The organism is Paenarthrobacter sp. AT5 (genome assembly GCF_032764245.1).
GTDB lineage: Bacteria > Actinomycetota > Actinomycetes > Actinomycetales > Micrococcaceae > Arthrobacter > Arthrobacter ureafaciens.
The window spans coordinates 513650-533199 of record NZ_CP136441.1 but is presented as its reverse complement, the minus strand read 5'-3'; the positions used below and the strand labels follow the sequence as shown (position 1 = coordinate 533199).

General features: G+C 64.1%; 17 protein-coding genes. 4 read left to right on the top strand and 13 right to left on the bottom strand.

Translation table 11 applies throughout. The features are described from left to right. Positions 1-161: 161 nt before the first annotated feature. Positions 162-1376: an acyl-CoA dehydrogenase family protein gene (locus RI444_RS02595; RefSeq protein WP_021471051.1), complete on the bottom strand. Its 1215-nt coding sequence runs from the start codon at positions 1374-1376 to the stop codon at positions 162-164. A 136-nt stretch (positions 1377-1512) separates the two neighbouring features. Between RI444_RS02595 and RI444_RS02590 the strand changes: the two genes are divergently transcribed. Both RI444_RS02590 and RI444_RS02585 read left to right on the top strand, forming a co-directional pair. Then, entirely contained in the window at positions 1513-3231 is a 1719-nt protein-coding gene (locus RI444_RS02590) for an AMP-binding protein (protein ID WP_207605167.1), read from the top strand. Between the two features lie 24 nt (positions 3232-3255). Continuing rightward, positions 3256-3765: a MarR family winged helix-turn-helix transcriptional regulator gene (locus RI444_RS02585; protein ID WP_021471053.1), complete on the top strand. Its 510-nt coding sequence runs from the start codon at positions 3256-3258 to the stop codon at positions 3763-3765. Positions 3766-3768: 3 nt separating this feature from the next. Here RI444_RS02585 and RI444_RS02580 read toward each other — a convergent pair whose 3' ends face one another. The 9 genes from RI444_RS02580 to RI444_RS02540 form a co-directional block, all read right to left on the bottom strand. Further along, positions 3769-4623: a universal stress protein gene (locus tag RI444_RS02580; protein WP_207605168.1), complete on the bottom strand. Its 855-nt coding sequence runs from the start codon at positions 4621-4623 to the stop codon at positions 3769-3771. 45 nt (positions 4624-4668) lie between these two features. After that, entirely contained in the window at positions 4669-4944 is a 276-nt protein-coding gene (locus RI444_RS02575; protein WP_128397167.1) for a hypothetical protein, read from the bottom strand. 215 nt (positions 4945-5159) lie between these two features. Continuing rightward, positions 5160-5462, bottom strand: coding sequence for a DUF4190 domain-containing protein (locus tag RI444_RS02570; protein WP_021471056.1), 303 nt, complete (start codon positions 5460-5462; stop codon positions 5160-5162). Between the two features lie 184 nt (positions 5463-5646). After that, the gene (locus RI444_RS02565; protein ID WP_031216081.1) at positions 5647-6402 is read right to left on the bottom strand and encodes an enoyl-CoA hydratase; all 756 of its coding nucleotides are present in this window, start codon (positions 6400-6402) and stop codon (positions 5647-5649) included. A gap of 105 nt (positions 6403-6507) precedes the next feature. Beyond that, a complete protein-coding gene (gene mmsB / locus RI444_RS02560; protein WP_207605169.1) occupies positions 6508-7470 on the bottom strand; it encodes a 3-hydroxyisobutyrate dehydrogenase in 963 nt (320 codons plus the stop codon). A 53-nt stretch (positions 7471-7523) separates the two neighbouring features. After that, positions 7524-8600 (bottom strand): enoyl-CoA hydratase/isomerase family protein, encoded by a 1077-nt coding sequence (locus RI444_RS02555; protein ID WP_021471059.1) that lies wholly within the window; start codon positions 8598-8600, stop codon positions 7524-7526. Next, complete coding sequence (locus RI444_RS02550) at positions 8600-10099, bottom strand: CoA-acylating methylmalonate-semialdehyde dehydrogenase (RefSeq protein WP_021471060.1); 1500 nt, start codon at positions 10097-10099, stop codon at positions 8600-8602. Before RI444_RS02550 ends, RI444_RS02555 begins: the two co-directional genes overlap by 1 nt. A gap of 185 nt (positions 10100-10284) precedes the next feature. After that, positions 10285-11703: a cryptochrome/photolyase family protein gene (locus RI444_RS02545; protein ID WP_021471061.1), complete on the bottom strand. Its 1419-nt coding sequence runs from the start codon at positions 11701-11703 to the stop codon at positions 10285-10287. A gap of 86 nt (positions 11704-11789) precedes the next feature. Further along, positions 11790-12146 (bottom strand): hypothetical protein, encoded by a 357-nt coding sequence (locus RI444_RS02540; protein ID WP_021471062.1) that lies wholly within the window; start codon positions 12144-12146, stop codon positions 11790-11792. A gap of 270 nt (positions 12147-12416) precedes the next feature. Between RI444_RS02540 and RI444_RS02535 the strand changes: the two genes are divergently transcribed. After that, complete coding sequence (locus tag RI444_RS02535; RefSeq protein ID WP_179014026.1) at positions 12417-14609, top strand: amylo-alpha-1,6-glucosidase; 2193 nt, start codon at positions 12417-12419, stop codon at positions 14607-14609. 18 nt (positions 14610-14627) lie between these two features. On the opposite strand, the gene RI444_RS02530 is transcribed toward RI444_RS02535, so the two are convergent. Beyond that, positions 14628-16052: a ferredoxin reductase gene (locus RI444_RS02530; protein ID WP_069696058.1), complete on the bottom strand. Its 1425-nt coding sequence runs from the start codon at positions 16050-16052 to the stop codon at positions 14628-14630. Continuing rightward, positions 16049-17353: an aromatic ring-hydroxylating oxygenase subunit alpha gene (locus RI444_RS02525; RefSeq protein ID WP_207605170.1), complete on the bottom strand. Its 1305-nt coding sequence runs from the start codon at positions 17351-17353 to the stop codon at positions 16049-16051. The genes RI444_RS02530 and RI444_RS02525 overlap by 4 nt, the downstream gene beginning before the upstream one ends. Before the next feature lie 168 nt (positions 17354-17521). Here RI444_RS02525 and RI444_RS02520 point away from each other — a divergent pair, with 168 nt between their 5' ends. After that, the gene (locus tag RI444_RS02520) at positions 17522-18454 is read left to right on the top strand and encodes a LysR family transcriptional regulator (RefSeq protein ID WP_207605171.1); all 933 of its coding nucleotides are present in this window, start codon (positions 17522-17524) and stop codon (positions 18452-18454) included. 73 nt (positions 18455-18527) lie between these two features. Here RI444_RS02520 and pdxS read toward each other — a convergent pair whose 3' ends face one another. Then, positions 18528-19376 carry a pyridoxal 5'-phosphate synthase lyase subunit PdxS gene (gene pdxS, locus RI444_RS02515; protein ID WP_021470636.1) on the bottom strand — a complete coding sequence of 283 codons (849 nt, stop codon included), beginning with the start codon at positions 19374-19376 and terminating at the stop codon, positions 18528-18530. Between the last annotated feature and the right edge of the window lie 174 nt (positions 19377-19550).

Sequence of the window (19550 nt, the reverse complement as noted above, 5' to 3'; positions counted from 1 at the left end):
CCCCCAGCCACCCCTCCGCGCCTCCAGCAACCCCTCCGCGCCCCCAGCCAGGGAGCCTGGGCGCCTTGGGACAACAAAACAACAGGACCCTCCGCAATCACGAAGGATCCTGTCACTCAGAACCGATATCAGTAACGGTGCTTGACTACACCCACGTGCCCCTACACGAACGCCGACTTCCCGGTGACCGCCCGGGCAACAATGAGGGAGTTGATCTCGTAGCTGCCCTCGTAGGTGTAGAGGATCTCGGCGTCACCGAAGAGCTTCCCCATCTCGTAATCCGTGGTGATGCCGTTACCGCCCAGCAAGGACCGGCCCATCGCCACGGAAGACCGGGCAAGGCGCGTCGTTGTGGCCTTGGCCATGGCGGCCTGCACCATTTCCAGTTTTCCCGCCTGTTGTATGCGGGCCAGCTCAACCATCAGGGACAAAGATGCGTGGGCGTTGCCCAGGATGTCCGCGAGTTGCTGCTGAACCAGCTGGAACCTGGCAAGTTCCTTGCCGAACTGCAGGCGTTCAAGAGCGTAGGAACGCGCGATGTCGAACGCCGCCAGTTGAATACCCGAAGCCTGCCAACCCACCCACGCCCGGGAATCCCGCAACAGTTCATTGGCCCGGGAGAACTCGGTGGCGCCCGGGAGGAGGTTCGAAGCGGGAACGCGGACTTCGTTCAGGGTGATGTCCGCGTTTTGCATGATCCGGAGACCGATTTTGTTCGAGATCTTGGTAGCGGCGTATCCGGCGCGGTCAGTCTCCACGATGAACCCCTTGATGTGGCCGTCAGCCTCATCCCGGGCCCATACCAACGCGAAGTCCGCGATGGTTCCGGCCCCGATCCAGCGCTTGGCACCGTTGATGACCCATTCTCCGCCGTCGCGCCGCGCCGTCGTCGAAAGCCCTCCGGCGATGTCCGAGCCATGGTCGGGTTCGGTCAGGGCGAAGGCTCCCAACACGGAAAAAGCCTCAAGCCCGGGAAGCCAGCGTTGCTTCTGTTCGGCCGAACCCAGCTCATGGATCATGCCGACGATGAGCTCGTTATGGATCCCGACCAGTGCCGACAGGGAGACGTCGGCCCGCGCAATCTCGGTGTACATGAGCCCTTTGAACAGCGTGGAGGAGCCATCGGTCTGCAGTCCTCCGAGCCCGAATTTCGCCATGTCGGCCAGCAGCCCGAACGGGAATTCCTCCCGGTTCCAGTATTCGATGCTGGCAGCCCTGACGCTTGCTTGAAGGAACTCCCGGACCTCCCGGTAGCGGGCCCGCTCCTCATCGGGAAGCAGGTCTACTACGTGCATCAGGTCCGCCTCCGGGTAGGGAGGGAGGGCGTTAGCGGGAGCGGCTCCACTTGTGGTGGATGCGGCTTTCTCGTCGAGCATGTGACCCCTTCGTCATGTCCGGCGCGGGCTCTTCCAAACCCTTGGATGTCCTAGTATATTGCAAGGTGATGTGGATCACTAGGTGGCAGAAATGCCTCTACCAGACGCGGGCAGACTGCCCCACGAAAGGCGGACTATGACAGTCACCGATGACTTCCGCGCGGCCCGGAACCGCCTTCTCGAACTCCGCGAGGACTACAAACAAGCGCACAGCGAGTTCCAGTGGCCCCGGTTTGAACACTTCAATTTCGCCCTGGATTGGTTCGACCAACTCGCCCGGGACCCGGCACGCCAGGACCAGCCCGCACTGGTAATCGTCGAACAGGACGGCAGCTCCACCCGCCGTACCTACCGGGAACTCTCACAGCGCTCCAACCAGCTCGCCAACTGGCTGCGAAGCCAAGGCGTCCGGCGCGGTGACCACATGATCATCATGCTCGGTAACCAGGTGGAACTCTGGGAACTCATGCTGGCCGGCATCAAGCTCGGCATCGTCATGATCCCCACCACCACGCTCATGGGTCCCCGCGACTTGCAGGACCGCGTGGAGCGTGGCGGAGCCGCCTGGGTTGCGGTCGGCAGCGCCAACATCGGCAAGTTTGCCGCCGTCGAGGGTAACTACGCGCTTATCGAAATCGGCGCGCAACGCACCACTGCGGACGGCAGGCAGTATGCGGATTCGTACGACGCCGGTACGGACTTCACGCCCGACGCCCCCACCCGTGGGGACGAGACGCTGCTGCTGTACTTCACCTCCGGCACCACCTCCCGCGCCAAGCTCGTGGAGCACACCCACACTTCCTACCCGGTGGGCCACCTGTCCACCATGTATTGGATCGGAGTCGAGCCTGGAGACGTGCACCTCAATGTCGCCTCACCGGGCTGGGCCAAGCATGCCTGGTCCAACGTCTTCACGCCGTGGATCGCGGAGGCGTGCGTCTTCATCTACAACTACGAACGCTTCGACGCCTCGGCCCTCATGGCACAAATGGACCGCGAGGGCGTCACCAGCTTCTGCGCCCCTCCCACCGTGTGGCGGATGCTGATCCAGGCCGACCTCCAGCAGCTCAAAAACCCGCCAGGCAAGGTGGTATCGGCGGGCGAACCGCTTAATGCCGAGGTCATCGGCCAGGTGGAGGAAGCCTGGGGCGTCACCATCCGGGACGGCTTCGGCCAGACCGAATCAACGGTCCAGATCGCCAACACCCCGGCCCAGCCCGTGAAGATCGGCTCCATGGGGCGTCCGCTGCCCGGGTATGACGTCGTTCTGGTGGACCCGTTCACAGGGCAGGAAGCCAACGACGGCGAGCTCTGCTTGCGTTTGGACCCCCGGCCCGTGGGGCTCATGAAGGGCTACTTCGGCGACGAAGCAAAAACCGCGGAGGCCTTCCGGGACGGTTATTACCACACCGGCGACATGGCCAGCCGGGACGAGGCCGGCGTCATCACCTACGTCGGCAGGGACGACGATGTCTTCAAGTCCTCGGACTACCGGCTTTCACCCTTCGAGCTTGAAAGCGTCCTGATCGAGCACCCCGCAGTGGCGGAGGCCGCCGTCGTTCCGTCCCCTGACGCGGTCAAGCTGTCTGTTCCCAAAGCGTTCGTGGTCCTTGCTGCGGGTTACCAGCCGGGACCGGAGATCGCGGAAGATATCCTTCGGTACTGCCGCGAACACCTGGCACCGTTCAAGCGCATCCGGCGGCTCGAATTCGGCGAGCTGCCAAAAACCATCTCCGGCAAGATCCGCCGCGTGGAGTTGCGCGGCACGGAGGTGGCCAGGCACAGTGACGGTCCGCTCCCGGCAGGTCTTGGGGTTGAATACACGGAGGAAGAATTCCCGAACCTGAAAGATTAGCCTCTCAGAGCTTGAAGGAGGACCATGGGCAATCCACTCCCCCGCGATCCCATCGCCGACGCCCAACGCAACTGGGAACGGCACGGCTGGGGCGACGTCGCGGCGCCCATGGCAGCCATCACCGCCATCATGCGGACCCAGCAGATACTGCTCGCACGCATCGAGACGGTCCTCAAGCCCTTCGGCCTGACCTTCGCGCGGTACGAGCTACTGGCACTCCTCAGCTTCGCCCGCAGCGGCGCGCTGCCCATGAACAAAGCGAGCGCGCTGCTGCAGGTGCATCCCACGTCGGTGACAAACGCCGTCGACCGTTTGGAGAAGGCCGCGCTCGTGGCGCGGTCGCCGCATCCCACCGACGGCCGCACCACGCTGATTGAACTCACCGCAGAAGGCCGGACGCTGGCGAAAAGGGCGACGGCGGCACTGAACGCCGAGGTCTTCGGCAAGTCGGGCTTTACCGACGACGACGTCGATCACCTCATCCGCGTACTGGGAACCTTCCGCAGGGACGCCGGGGATTTCACGGACGGGTAAGTCCTAGCCGGCGTTCCGCCGCGACACCAGGACCGGGCCGGGAGCATGATGCAGGACTGCGTGTGCAGTGGAGCCGATGGTCCCCTTGATGAGGCCGCGCCCTTTGGTGCCAACCACCACTATCCGGGCATCCGGCGCCGCTTGCAGGATGGCCCGGGGAACTGAGTGGTTAACCTGCAGTTCTCCGGTCACAGTGGTTTGGGGTGCCAGTTCACGTGCCTTGCGGACGGCGGAATCCACGACGGCCTCGGCCGCCGGGTAGGCGTCGATCGGGTCGCGCAACCGCCGCAAGCCAGCAGGCTCGGGAACCACATGGACTACCTTTAGGTCCGCTCCTGTCACTGATGCCATGGTGCATGCGTCCTCGAGCGCTTCGGGCGAGCCGGCGTCGTCGATAGCCACCACAACGGGGCCATCCGGGTGGTCAACGGACCTGATCACGGCCACCGGACAGGACGCGGTGGCCGCCATCTCCAGGCTGACAGAACCCACAAGCAAGCCAAGGAACCCGCCGAGTCCGCGGCTCCCCAGCACCAGCATCTCCGCGCCCACGGACAGTTTGCCCATGTGGTCCCGAGGCATGCCGTGAAGGAGGGTGGTGGTCACATCCACGGAAGGTTCGGCTTCTTTCACCACCGCCAGGCCCTCTTCAAGGACTCGTTCGGCGGCCCGTTCCAGCCCGCTGTCAGCGACGCCGGGAACCGGGCCAAGGTCGGAGCTCACAAGGATCCAGAGCGAGCAGTGGATCAGGTGAAGATGGCACCCGCGCAGCACGGCCTGGCGGGCAGCCCACGTTACGGCCTGCTTCGCTTCCGTGGAACCGTCATAGCCAACCACTATTTGTTTGGAGTCCGTCATGGCCAGAGCATACGACGGAATCCGGAGTGCGGGCCAGCGAAGGGCCTAGGGATTCCGGAGTTCGTCCATCGTCAGGTCCAGAATTTGGAGGTCGGTGTTGGCCACAGTCATGAGTCCGCGCACAAAGGCCTCGAATTCCTCGAGGCCTGCCATCCCTCCCCGGGCGAAGAACTCAATCCACAACTCGGTAAGCGACACGTCTCCGGCGGCGAGGACACTTGATGCCTCGCGCCGGATTACTTCCTGATCGATCACTTCCGGAACCTTCCGCTCTGCCATACCGCCACCCCCATTGGCTAGCTTTGCTTCTTTCTCCGTCACGGCACGACCATATTATCAGCATGCTTAGTAATCAACCACTTCTCGCCCACACATGCTTCGGGGACCTCCGAAAAGTCGGTCCAATGCCATTCTTTGGGGCAGGCAAAATTGTCACAGAACTGCCAGGACACAGCCGTCCTTCTTCCAGTCGTCGGGATAATCCGTCTATGAAGAAGGGTTCGGCGGCAATTCGTGTCGCCGCAGTGGCCGGAAAGTTAGCGCGTGAGCGTATAGATCAGCGCCGAAACGAGCGAAAGGGCGGCAATTCCGTAGCCGATCACCAATGCAGAAACCGCGAGCGCCCGCCCGCGTTCTTGCCGCTGCCCAATCTGGTTCAGGGCCACGTGCCCGGCGCCAACGGCGAAGACGGCGATGATGGCCATGCCGGCAAGGAACAGCCCAACCACGGCAAGGGCTGCAATACCGGCTGACACAATAGCCAGGGTATTCACCGGTGTCCCCGCTTCGGATGACTCAGCAGGGTCCACCGATTCGGCGCGAACGTTCTCCGTTGACATGTTCTCTCCCCATGTGGTCTGTTGCAGGCCCTCTTGTGAACAGGAGTCTATCCGGGCGCCCCACCTATTCCGCGCTGCGGGCCCGGGCCTGCGCGCCCCGCACCCGAAAATGACGCCGGCCCCACGCGATCGGACCAGGGCCCCACACGATCGGACCAGGGCCCCACACGATCGAATCAGGCCTTTAGCGGTGTTTGAATTCCGGTTCCCGCTTTTCCGTGAAGGCTGCCATGCCTTCCTTTTGGTCCTCTGTGGCAAACAGGGAGTGGAACACCCGCCGTTCAAAGAGCACGCCCTGGGCCAACCCCATTTCGAACGCCGCGTTGACTGCTTCCTTGGCCACCATGGCGGCCGGCTTCGACTTCGATGCAATGGTCTCGGCGGCTTTTAGTGCCTCCTCAACGACCTCCGCAGCGGGAACCACCCGGGAAACGAGCCCGGAGCGTTCGGCTTCCTCCGCGTCCATGAAACGCCCTGTGAGCACCATGTCCATGGCTTTGGCCTTGCCCACTGCGCGGGTAAGCCTCTGGGAACCGCCCATCCCCGGGATAACACCGAGGTTGATTTCCGGTTGCCCGAACTTGGCGTTGTCCCCGGCGATGATGAAGTCAGCCATCATCGCCAGCTCACACCCGCCGCCGAGCGCGAACCCGGACACGGCGGCGATGACCGGGATCCGCAAGCGCGTGAGGTCCTCCCAATGCCGGAACCAATCCGCCGCGTACATGTCCATGTAGGTGTTGGCGGACATTTCCTTGATGTCCGCCCCCGCTGCGAAGGCTTTGGCGGAACCGGTGATGACCACGGCCCCCACCCCGGGATCGCGGTCCATGTCAGTCACGGCTTCAACGAGTTCGTTCATCAAGGCCGTGTTCAGCGCGTTCAACGCCGAAGGCCGGTTCAGCGTTACCAGGCCAACGCGGCCACGGCGCTCCACCATGATGTTCCGATACTGGGCTACGTCCTGGTGGTGCTGGGTCACTCCGCGTCCTTCTTCCGTAGTTTCCGTAGTCGTCGTAGTTTCCGTAGTAGTCGTCATGCCACCCTATTCCCCCGCCGGACCGTCGCCGCCGGCAGCACCCGGGGATTGCGACTTCTCCCGGATATCCGTGATGATCCCGGAGAAGTCCCGGGCAGCACCCTCCCCGGCGGCAAAGGCGTCGTAAATCCTGGAGGCCAGTGGCCCCATTTCGGCAGCAACGCCCGTACTTTCCAGGGCATTCACCGCCAGCCGGAGATCCTTTGCCATCAATGCCCCCGCGAACCCGGGCTGGTAATCGCGGTTGGCAGGGCTGGTGGGAACAGGACCCGGAACAGGACAGTTGGTTGTGAGGGCCCAGCATTGGCCGGACGCGTTGGACGCGACGTCGAACAACGCCTGGTGTGTCAGTCCCAGCTTCTCGCCGAGGACGAAAGCCTCGGCCACGGCGATCATGGAGACTCCCAGGATCATGTTGTTGCACACCTTCGCAGCCTGGCCGGCGCCGTGATCACCGCAATGCACAATCCGCTTGCCCATGAACTCCAGGATCGGCTTCACGGTCTCGAAGTCCCCGGGCAGTGCGCCCACCATGAACGTCAGCGTCCCGGCTTCGGCACCCACCACGCCTCCGGACACCGGCGCGTCCACGCTTCGGTGTCCTGCAGCCACGGCCAGGGCCGCAGCTTCCCTGGCCTCGTCAACGTTGATGGTGGAGCAATCCAGGAACAGCGTGTCCGGTGGCGCCACGCTGAGCAGCCCCGGCCCTCCCACGCCCCGGTAGGCGTCCAGGACGTGCTTCCCGCTGGGCAGCATGGTCAGGACCACGGCAGCCCCCCGCACGGCGTCGGCTGCCGTGTCAGCCATGGGGATGCCATGTGCCACCGCAGCCTCCACTGCTGCTGGAACGGGGTCGTATCCCACCACCTCATGCCCGGCCTTGATCAGGTTGGCAGCCATGGGGCCGCCCATATGCCCAAGGCCCAGGAAGGCGATGAGTCCCGTTGCCGATGCTGCATTTTCTGTCATGATCGTCTCCTCCAACTGGACGGCAGTAGCCTCAACGTGATCGGCCCGGCTTTTCAACCCGACTGGACCGGCGTCGCGGAAAGCCCCAACTCATGCTCGCCGAGCGAGGCAAAGTAGCCTTCGACGTCGGACTCGTGGACGTCGGCGAGGGTGGCCGGCTTCCACTGTGGATTCCGGTCCTTGTCCACCACTTGCGCCCGGATGCCCTCGCGGAAATCGGGGCCGGAGAGGCAGCGGAGACCGACGCGGTATTCCTGGTCCAGCGCCTCTTCCAGGGACAGCCCCCGCACCCGCCGCAGGGACGCCAAGGTGACCTTCACCGACGTCGGCGACTTTACCGTGATGGTGTCCGCGGCGTCGGCGGCCTCACCTCCGGCCTCTCGCAGGCGGTGCACGATCTCTTCCGCGTCCTCTGCTGCGTAGCAGGAATCGATCCACTCCCGCTGCGCCGCGAGAGCCGAGTCCGGCGCGGCTTGGGCAAAGCGCACGACGGCGTCTTCCGGCGTCGAGCCTTCCAGCGCTTCAGTGAGTGCCGGGAGGCTTTCGGACGGGACGAAGTAGTCCGCGAGTCCCAGGAACAGGGCGTCCGCCCCGGACAGGTGCGCGCCCGTGAGCGCGGCGTGGGTCCCGGTTTCCCCGGGGGCGCGGGAGAGCAGCAGGGTTCCGCCGACGTCGGGCACGAACCCGATGGTGGTTTCCGGCATCCCCGTCCGCGTCCGTTCAGTGACGATGCGAACTGAGCCGTGCGCGGAAACTCCTACGCCACCGCCCAGCACCAGCCCGTCCATGAAAGCGACGTACGGCTTGGGATAGTTGGCGATGAGGGCGTTGAGGCGGTACTCGTCAGCCCAGAAATCAGCGGTTTCCGAGCCCCCGTGCAGCATGTCCTTGTAGATGGCCACGATATCTCCCCCGGCGCAGAGGCCCCGATCGCCGGCGCCGCGCACCAACACCGCAGCAACCGATTCGTCGTCAGCCCAGGCAGCCAGCTGCTGCAACATGGCTTTCACCATGCCGGCATTGAGGGCGTTGACTGCCCGGGGCCGGTTGAGCGTCACGATGCCGAGGTGGCCGCGCCGCTCGAAAAGAACTTCTTCCTGCTGCACTTCTTCGATGATCTGCTCTCCCATCAGCTGCCTGCCGGCATCACAAAGCTGGCGCCCTGGCGGATACCGGAGGGCCACCGCGAGGTGACGGTCTTGGTCTTGGTGTAGAAGCGGAAGGCATCCGCGCCATGCTGGTTGAGGTCGCCGAACCCGGACGCCTTCCACCCGCCGAACGTGTAGTAGGCAATCGGCACGGGGATGGGAACATTGATGCCCACCATGCCCACTTCCACGCGGCTGGCGAAGTCGCGGGCGGAGTCGCCGTCGCGGGTAAAGATTGCGACGCCGTTCCCGAACTCGTGCTCGCTGCAGAGCCTGAGCGCTTCGTCGTAGTCGGCCGCCCGGAGGACGCTCAGGACAGGACCGAAAATCTCCTCCTTGTAGATCTTCATATCCTTGGTGACGTTGTCGAAGAGGGTGGGGCCTACCCAGAAGCCGCCGTCGTATCCCTCAACGGTGAGGCCGCGGCCGTCTGCCACCAAGGTGGCGCCCTCGTCCACGCCGGACTGGATGTAGCCCTCGATCCGTTCCTTCGCAGACGCCGCGACCACCGGCCCGAAGTCCGCGTCCTTGTCCAGGCTGTGCCCGACCCGGAGTTCCTTAACCCTCTCGGTGAGCTTGGCAACAAGGGCGTCCGCTGTTTCCTGGCCCACCGGGACGGCTACGGAGATAGCCATGCACCGCTCTCCAGCGGAACCGTACCCGGCACCAATCAGGGCGTCCGCGGCCATGTCCAGGTCGGCGTCGGGCATGATCACCATGTGGTTCTTCGCCCCGCCGAAGCACTGTGCGCGCTTCCCATGCGCGGCGGCCGTGGCGTAGATGTACTGGGCGATCGGCGTGGAACCGACAAAGCCGATTGCCTTGACCCTCGGGTCCTCAAGAAGGGCGTCCACGGCTTCCTTGTCCCCGTTGATGACGTTGAAGACGCCGTCCGGAACGCCGGCTTCGCTGTAGAGCTCGGCGAGCCGCAGCGGCACGGAGGGGTCCCGCTCGGACGGTTTGAGGATGAAGGAGTTGCCGGCAGCGAGCGCCGGTCCCGACTTCCACAACGGAATCATGGCAGGGAAGTTGAAGGGCGTAATGCCGGCAACAACACCCAGCGGCTGCCTCAGGGAGTGGACATCGATCCCCTGGCCTGCGCTGTCCGAGAATTCGCCTTTGAGCAGATGCGGCGCCCCGGCGGAGAACTCCACCACTTCGATGCCCCGCTGGATATCACCCTTGGCGTCCGCGAACGTCTTCCCGTGTTCGGAGGACAGGAGCTTGGCCAGCTCGTCCATGTTGTCATTGACGAGGTCCACGAACTTCAGCAGGATGCGACCCCGCCGCTGCGGATTCATGGCAGCCCATTCGAGTTGGCCCTTCTCGGCGTTCGCGACGGCGTTGCGCACCTCCTCGGCGCTGGCCAGCGGCAGGCGGGCCTGGACTTCGCCGGTGCAGGGATCGTAGACATCGCTGAACCGGCCGGACGTGCCGTCGATCCTTTGGCCGCCTACGTAGTGTGAAAGCTCGCGCACCATAGTGGAAATGCTCCTTTGCATCATTAGTGACTGCCGTGCCGATCAATACCGCACAACACGTCCGGAACACGTGCATGCATGTGATCCAGATCATCTCTGCAGCCGAATATACTCGGACTTCCTACTAATTTCCAGAGGGCCGCTGCGGAAGGAATGCGGGAGGCTGACGCTGGCTTGAAGGCCGCCTAATGCACCTCGCGCAGCTCCTTGTAGGCATCCAGTGCGTCCTGCCTTGACGCTTTCAAGTCCACGATTTCCGCCGGGTAATCCGGGGTGCCGAACTCCGGAATCCACTGCGCGATGTACTTGCCCTGCGGGTCGAACCGCACGCGCTGGGCCTCCGGGTTGAAGATGCGGAAGAAGGGCGAGGCGTCAGCCCCCGAGCCTGCCACCCACTGCCAGTTGGCAGGGTTGGACGCCGGATCCGCATCCACCAGCGTGTCCCAGAACCATTGCTCGCCCAGCTGCCAATGGATCCCCAGGTTCTTCACGAGGAAGCTCGCGGCCACCATGCGCACCCGGTTGTGCATCCAGCCCGTTTCCCACAGTTGCCGCTGTCCCGCATCCACCAGGGGGAACCCCGTTCGCCCCTTTTGCCATGCCCGGAGCTCTTCCGGGGCCGACTCGTGCCCGGGGTGCCGACCGTCGTCGCCGGCAGAAGCGCCGGCAGACGCTCCGACAGAAGCGCCGGGCCAGGCCCACGGGAACCTGTCGAATTCGCTGCGCAGGTTGGCCGTGGCCAAGGTGGGGTTGTGGAAGTACTGGTGCCAGCAGAATTCGCGCCAGCCCAACTCCGACGCGAAGATCGTGGCACTTTCCGACCTCTTGGAAGATATTGCCTGCCACACCTCGAAGGGGCTGAGTTCACCCCAGCGCAGGTACGGCGACAGGGAGCTGCTGCCATCGGTGTCCGGACGGTTCCGCCCTTCACTGTAGGAATCCAACCCGTTGCCCACGAACTCCTTCAAGCGGGCATGGCCGGCTGCGGACCCGGGAGTCCACCGGGCGGCCAACCCTCCGGACCAATCCGGTTTGGTGGGCAGCAACTGCCAACTCTCCAGGGAGTCGTACCGCGGAAGCGTGCCGGTGAACCCATGGCCACGAGCGGGAAGCGGCAGTGGTTCGCGGAATTCCTGAGCAGACACCGCCTTCCAGAACGGGGTGAACACCTTGTACTGGGTGCCGGTCTTGGTGCTGACCTTCCAGGGCTCGTGGAGCAGGGTGGCTTGGAAACTCTCCACGTGCAGCCCGGCCTCAACCGCCCAGCCCTTGATCCCGGCGTCGATGGTCCGTTCCACCTCGCCGTACCGCCGGTTCCAGAACAGCGCGCCCGCACCCACCGCCGTCGTGGTTTTCTGCACCACCTCAGCAGCGGGCCCGCGGCGCAAGAGCAGGGGTATTCCCAACGCGTCCAGGTCCTCCCGGAGGGCGAGGAGGGAATGGTGCAGCCACCACTTTGCTGCCCCGCCGTGCGGCCGGATGCCCGGCGACTCCTCGTCCAGGACGTAGAGCGCCACTGCCGCTCCATCGTCGACGGCGGCCCGCAAGGCCGGGTTGTCCCTGACCCGGAGGTCGTCGCGGAACCAGACGATGGATGGTTTCACTTGCGCCCCTTACCGCCGGTACACCGGCTGCTTAAATGGCTGATGCCCTTAGGAACGAATCCTAAGGGCATCAGCTGAAGATAAACCTAGACGGCCTTTGCAGGCAGGACGACGTCCCCGCCATCCTCGACTTCCGTCACGGGAATCGGCGGAACGACTACTTCCACTACTTCGTCCGGGATGCTGTTGAGTACGTAGTCGCGGGCGGCGTCGCCAATCATCCGGAGCCCCGGGTAATACCGCACGCCATCGCGCTTCTCGTGTTTTACTCCGCTGGTGCGCACGGACGTGCGGAATGCACTGTCCGGAACGGGAACCTTGTTTCCAAGGACGCACCAACTGATGTAGAGGCCGTACAAGGCCTCGAAGTCCAAGCCTTCTTCGCTGTCTTCTTCGTATATAACGCATTCGCGAAGGAACGCGCCGATCTGGGTGTCCGTCATTACAGAGTCCTCCGGCGTACTTCTTTACAACCGCCGGTCTGCATCAGCGAATACTGCAACTCTCATTGTAACCGCCATTCGCTTCGGATAAGAGGGTTCACGGTGAACTCCGGGTTTACTTCAGGTGGCTGACGGGTGCCCGATCGGGTGCCTGACGGGCATCAGGGTGGATGCCGCAACCGGCGCCGGACATTCCAGGCTCTGGTGTCCCACAGCCCTCCGGCGTACCGTCAACTACATCCCGGCCCGCGCTGTTCGAAGGACAATCCCATGACCGGTTGGAATACGGAAACGGCTGCCGGACCGCTGGGCGCCGGGACCATCACGCTCGTGGAAGGCTCGTCCTTCTGCATCTCCGGACCCAACGGGGACATCCACCCCGACCTGCCCCAAGGCGTCTTCCACCTGGACACCCGGATCCTTTCCCGCTGGCAGCTCCGCATCAACGACCAACCGTTGGAGCCGCTGGCGGCCGAACTGAAGGAACCGTACCGCGCCCTCTTCGCCTGCCGGGTTCCCCGTCCGGACGGCTACGCAGACAGCCCGCTCCTGGTGGAACGTCTGCGCGAAGTGGGGGCGGGGATCCTGGAAGAAATCACCGTCCGGAACTACTCGAGGCAACCTGCCCGCTGCACCATCACCCTCACCGCAGAGGCGGACTTCGCAGACCTCTTCGAAGTCAAGGAAGCCCGTATTACCCGAGTATGGAAGGAAACCCGGCGGGTGGAGAACGACTCCCTGGAGATCAGGGGTCAGTGGGAAGGATTCCGGAAGTCGGTGATCATTCGGGGCGAAGGCGCCGGGGCCGGTTCCAAGGCCCTCGGCTTCAGGGTCACCATCCCGGCGTTCGGGCAATGGAACACCCGGGTCAGCGTGCTCCCGGCGGCAGAGGGCAAACCTTTCAGCCACCCGTCACGGGGTGAGTTGTCACCCAGCGACCGGCGCCGGCAGGAATGGGTGGCCAAGATTCCCGTCCTGCAGATCGGCAACCGTTCCATCCAGCGCACCCTGCGCCGGAGCTATGAAGACCTCGGAGCCCTGCGCATCCAGGACCCGGACCACCCGGAAAGGGTGGTGGTGGCCGCGGGAGCTCCGTGGTTCATGACGTTGTTCGGCAGGGACTCCTTGTGGGCCTCGGAGATGGCGTTGCCGGTGGATCCTTCCCTCGCTCTGGGCACGCTCCGCACGTTGGCCGACCGGCAGGGAAAAGAAGTAAATACAGACACGGAAGAGGAACCCGGGAAGATCCTCCACGAGGTCCGCCTGGACGTCAGCAGCGGCCAGGCCTTGCGCGGCAGTTCCGCCTACTACGGCAGCGTCGACGCCACTCCCCTCTTTATGGTTGCGGTGGGGTCCGTGAGCCGCTGGGGCTTCGCCAAGGACACCATCGCCGAACTCCTGCCCAACGCCGACCGCGCCCTCGACTGGATCCGCCACTACGGCGACCGGGACGGCGACGGCTACGTGGAGTACGGCCGCCCCAACCAGCACGGCCTCATCAACCAGGGGTGGAAAGACTCCTGGGACGGCATCAACTTCGCTGACGGTACCCTCGCCGAGGCGCCTATCGCCTTGGCCGAGGTACAGGCGTACGTGCACGGCGCCTACGTGGCGCGCGCCTGGATGGCTTACGACGACGGCGACCTCGCCTTGGCCTCGGAGCTGCGGGAACGCGCTGACCGGCTCAAACAGAAATTCAATGAGGACTTCTGGATGCCGGACAAGGGCTACTACGCTGTTGCCCTCGATAAGGACAAGCGCCAAGTGGATGCCTGCGCTTCGAACATGGGCCATTGCCTGTGGTTCGGGCTCATGGACGAGGACAAGGTTCCCTCGGTCGTGGAGCACCTGATGTCTCCGAAGATGTTCAGCGGTTGGGGCGTGCGGACCCTGGCCACGGACATGGCCGCCTATAACCCGGCCAGCTACCACAACGGCTCAGTGTGGCCGCACGACAATGCGATCATCATGTCCGGGCTCCTGCGCTACGGCTACATCGAAGAAGCACAGAGGATCGGCACGGCACTCCTGGAAGCCGCGGAGTATTCGGACGGCAGGCTTCCCGAGCTTTTCTGCGGCTTCGACCGGGCCAGGTTCACCGAGCCGGTGCCCTACCCCACCGCCTGTTCACCCCAAGCCTGGGCCGCGACCACGCCTATCCACGTAGTGACCAGCCTGATGCGGTACGACACCCACATTTCGTTGGGCGGCATATGGCTGGATCCGGTCCTGCCACCCGACTTCGGGGATGTCCACATCAGCAACGCCCCCATGGGGGATGCGCGGATCACGATCGATGCTTCAGGCACCGACGCCACGGTCCGCGGCATCCCCGAGGGCCTCACTGTCTATCGCGGACAACGCCCCTGGATGTCCGAATTGGTTGAGCAGCCGCAACTGTGGCGGCCGGGCACGCTGCATCGCCCCGGTGATGCGGCAAACCGGGGCGATGCACCCGCCTAGCTTGAGGAGACAAGCCCTCTAAGCGTCGATCACCATATCCGTCTTGGCCGTGGAACAGCAGGGCAGGAACTTGCCCGCATCGATTTCGCGTTTCCGGATCCCGCCCTGGTGGTTCATGTCGATGTCGCCCGACAACTTGACCACCTTGCAAGAACCGCACATTCCTTCCTTGCAGTTGGCGCCGATCCTGACACCCGCACGCTGGGCCACCTCGAGGATGGGCTCCGTGGGGTCGATCCGCACGTTGATGCCGGTGCGCATGAAGGACAACGTGAGGCTCCCGGTCCCCACCGTGTTGAAGCTCGAAGCATCGGGAGTCTCCGCTTCAGCCTCCGGCGAGGTGCCCGAACCGCCGTCGTTGGCTTCCGCACCGGACGTCGCGTCGGCGTCGACCGCTTCGAGCGGCAGGCCCGTGGCTTCCAAGGTGCCGTCTGCGTCGTACCTCGGCTCGTAGAGACCGAAAGCCGCAGGCTGGCTCTCGAAGTAATCCTCGGCGGAGTCGGCGATTTCCTCGGCAATTTCTTCTGCGATGTCCGTGGCGAGGGCCACTTCGGCCGCATATTCAAGGAGCGTCTGGCGGTCACCGGAGAAAAACTCCATGTAGATGGAGGTGTCGTCGACGCCGACCTTCTTCAGGAGCTCCGTGGCGTTGTTCAGGTAGCCCTCGGGACCACAGGCGTAGACCTGGCGTCCGTTGGCGTCAGGGGCCACCTCGTCAATCATGGCCGAGGTCAGCCGTCCGGTGAGGCCGTCCCAACCATCGGGCTTGCTGCGGTCACCCAGGGAGTAGAAGACCCGGATCCGCGAGTCCACGGAAGCGATGTAGGCGAGCTCCCGGTGGAAGGCGAAGCCGCCCGCTTCCGCACCGTGGTAGAGCACCACGACATCCGCGTGTCCCGGCAGGGAATGGATGGTCCGCACCATGGACATGATGGGCGTGATGCCGGCCCCGGCTGCGAGCAGCAGGTAACGGGCGCGCCGGTCCGCATCCGGCAAGTGGAAGGCGCCGACCGGCCCGAGCATCTCCAGCACAGTGCCCGGCTGGACGTTCTCATGCACCCACGGAGAGACCAGGCCGCCGGCGTCGCGCTTGACGCTGATGCTGAAGGTCCACGGCTCGGTAGGCGAACTGGACAGCGAATAGCTGCGGTCCACAGGCTCGTGTTCCCCGCCGTTCACGGGGAACGCGATGTTGACGTACTGCCCGGCACGGAACGCAAGGGGTGCGCCGTCGCAGCGTCGGAACACGAACGTCATGAGGCCGCCCGCTTCCGGGATGGTCTCCACGCATTCGGCCGTGAACTCCTGGGGGTGCCAGGGACCCAAGGCGCGGGCTGCCCGGGCGGGGGTGTCGCTGCTGCCCATAACCCTGTTCCACGGCATCTCGAGTCCGCGGATGCGCTGTGGCTCCTGGACGGCCGTTTCGGTGAGGAGTTCCGTCATGCCAAGTGCTCCTGGACGCGCTGCACGTACCAGTTGATGAAGGCCTCAACCTGGTACTCGCTCTTCATGTACGGGCCGGGTTCGTAGGCGGGGCTGCCTGCACCCGTCTGGCACAGCTCAACGAAGGCCTTGTCCTGGAGGTTGGTCTGCTTCCAGGTGTAGGTGAGCTTGTCCAGATCGTAGTCCACGCCTTCCACGGCGTCGTCGGCAACCAGCCACGTGGTGCGGACCAGGGACTGGTGTTCGTTGATGGGGAAGACGCCGAAGGTGATGACGTGGTCGCCCAGGAAGTGGAACCAGCTGTTGGGCTGCAGGTGCATCGAGCAACGGCCCAGGCGGAAGTCGGGCAGGTCGCCGAGCAGCTTCTTGGAAAGGCGGCGTCCGTCGGCCGAGAACGATTCGCCTTCGCCGTCGAGGGATTCGCGGGAGATGCGGATACCTGCAATGCGGGTGTCCAGCTCTTCCACCACCTCATAGGGCAGGCCGTAGCGGCGGCAACGCTCTTCGAGGGAGGCCTGGGCTTCCTTGTTGCGGTCCCAGACGTCTTCGAGGTGGGTGGGGATAAGGCCCTCGGTCAGGCCCCAGGTGGGGAACAGGGAGCAGGCAAGTTCCGGGTGGCCGTCACAGTGGTAGCACTCACGGTTGTTCTCCATGACGAGCTTCCAGTTGCCCTCTTCGATGATGTTCTGCTGGTAGGCAATCTTCGTCTTGAACAGATCGTGCGGCGCCAGGTAGGGCTCAAAGATCTTGGAGGTCTCATCAAAGTCTGTTGGCGGCTCGTCGGCGATGCAGACGAAGATGAGTCCGGCAACCTCGCGGCTGTGGGCGCGCTTAAGCGCGAAGCAGTTCTTGTCGAACTTGGCCTCGCCGGGAGCGGAAGCGTGGATCAGGTTGCCCTCGGGCGAATAGGTCCAGGAGTGGTAGCCGCAGACCAGGTTTCCGGTGGAACCAGCCGACTCCGTCAGGACGCGCGCACCGCGGTGGCGGCACACGTTGTGCAGGACGTTGACTTCGCCGTCATCGTTGCGGAGAACGATCAACGAGTAGGGTCCGTAGTCCACGGTGATGTAGTCGCCCGGCTCGGGCAGTTCGGCAACGCTGCCCGCGTAGATCCAGTGCTGGCCGAAGATGGCCTCCATGTCCACCTTGAAGATGGTCGGGTCCGTGTAGAACGGGGCATCAAGGGAATAGCCCGTGCGGCGGAACTCAAACAACGCGCTGATTTCAGCCAGCTGATCGGCAGGCAATGATGAAACGATCTTTCCGCGTGATGCAGGAGCGACGTTCACTGGAGCAGTCATGGGTTTCCTCCCGGGAGGCTGGGTCATTAAGTAGTTCATGGGGACCGCGGTGCGTCATCGCAACCGCCTTTGTCGAAGTCTTCGTAGTACGAGATTAGGGACGATTGAACTGCAACAAAAGCGCAATATTTAGGAGATAACCGTGCACTATCTGTGCATGATTGATTCATGATCGATCCGCGCCTCCACACCCTTCGCGTCTTTGCCCGCTGCGGCACCGTGGGGGCTACTGCCGAACTCACCGGCTACTCCCCTTCCGCCGTCTCCGCACAGCTGCGGGAGCTCCAGCGCGTACTGGGAATGCAGCTCCTAACGAAGGACGGCCGCGGAGTGCGCCTCACCGCCACAGGCCGCTTCCTGGTTGCCGGTTCGGATGGCCTGGTTGCCGAGTGGGAAAGCCTGCGTGCCGCCGCCATGGCCGCCGGCGACCAGGTCCAGGCCCATTTTGGGCTCGGGGGGTTTTCGACGGCGGCAGCCCAGTTACTGGCGCCCCTCGCCGCGACATTGCGCTCGACGCGGCCGCTGTTGGAAGTCCAGGTACTCGAGGCAGACCCGTCGCGTTGCTTCGATTTGCTCGTGGCCGAACGGATCGACCTGGCCGTAATCGTCGCCATGCAATCCGATAGCTACGGGGAGGACGATCCGCGCTTCGAGCAAACGTTCCTGTTGGACGACCCCTTGGACGTCATCATTCCCGGCGACCATCCGTTGGCCTCCCGGGAAACAGTCACTTTGGAAGAACTGGCATCGGAGCCGTGGATCACCGAAACTGCCGGATCCACCTACCACGCACTGTTTACCGCCGCCTTCACCGCAGTGGGAGTCACGCCGCGGATAGCCCATGAAGCCGTTGAATGGGAGACACAGATCGCTTTTGTGGGGGCGGGCCTGGGCGTCGGCCTGCTTCCGCGGCTGGCACCCCTGCACAACGCGGAGAACGTCGTTCGACTGCGCATCACGGGCAAGGGAAAACCGGCCCGCCGGATTGTGGCAGCGGCGCGACGGGGCAGCATCGGCTCGCCCTTGATCAAGGAATCCTTGGAGATCCTTCAGGGCACGGCGCAACGGCTCCTTAAGACCAGGCTGGAAGACGAGTCCTGAGCGGTTGCAGACGACGGCGGCCTGTGGTCCGGCAGCGTGCGTTAAAGGGGCCCGCCCTCGGGCGGCCGCTGCTTTACCAGCCGCGTTCGGCCAGGCGGTGGGGTTCGGGGATTTCGTCGACGTTGATGCCGACCATCGCTTCGCCGAGGCCGCGGGAGACTTTCGCGATCACGTCGGGGTCATCGTGGAACGTGGTGGCCTTCACGACGGCGGCGGCACGCTGGGCCGGGTTGCCGGACTTGAAGATACCCGAACCAACGAACACGCCGTCAGCGCCTAGCTGCATCATCATCGCAGCATCAGCCGGGGTCGCGATGCCGCCGGCGGTGAACAGCACCACCGGGAGCTTGCCCGTGGCAGCAACTTCCTTGACCAGCTCGTACGGGGCCTGCAGTTCCTTCGCAGCAACGTACAGTTCGTCCTCGGGCAGGGAGGAGAGCTTCGCGATCTCGGCACGGATCTTGCGCATGTGACCGGTGGCGTTGGAAACATCCCCGGTGCCGGCCTCGCCCTTGGAACGGATCATCGCCGCGCCCTCGTTGATCCGGCGCAGGGCCTCACCCAGGTTGGTGGCACCGCACACGAACGGGACGGTGAAGTTCCACTTATCGATGTGGTTGATGTAATCGGCCGGGGTCAGGACCTCGGACTCGTCAATGTAATCCACACCCAGGGACTGCAGGACCTGCGCTTCGACGAAGTGGCCGATGCGGGCCTTGGCCATCACCGGGATGGACACCGCGGCAATGATCTGATCGATCATGTCCGGATCGGACATACGGGACACGCCACCCTGGGCGCGGATATCGGCAGGAACACGCTCAAGGGCCATCACGGCGACGGCGCCGGCGTCCTCGGCGATGCGGGCCTGCTCGACGTTAACGACGTCCATGATGACGCCGCCCTTGAGCATCTCAGCCATACCCCGCTTAACGCGGCCTGTGCCGGTCAGGGGAATGTTGTCGAAAGGGAGCGGTCTTATGTTCACGCGATACTCCAAGGGGAATGAAGCCTGCATGCCTACGCAGGCGCCGGTATCCACTCACCGGCAGAGCGCCGACGTCGCGTGATATCCGATAGATATATTAGCTAGGTC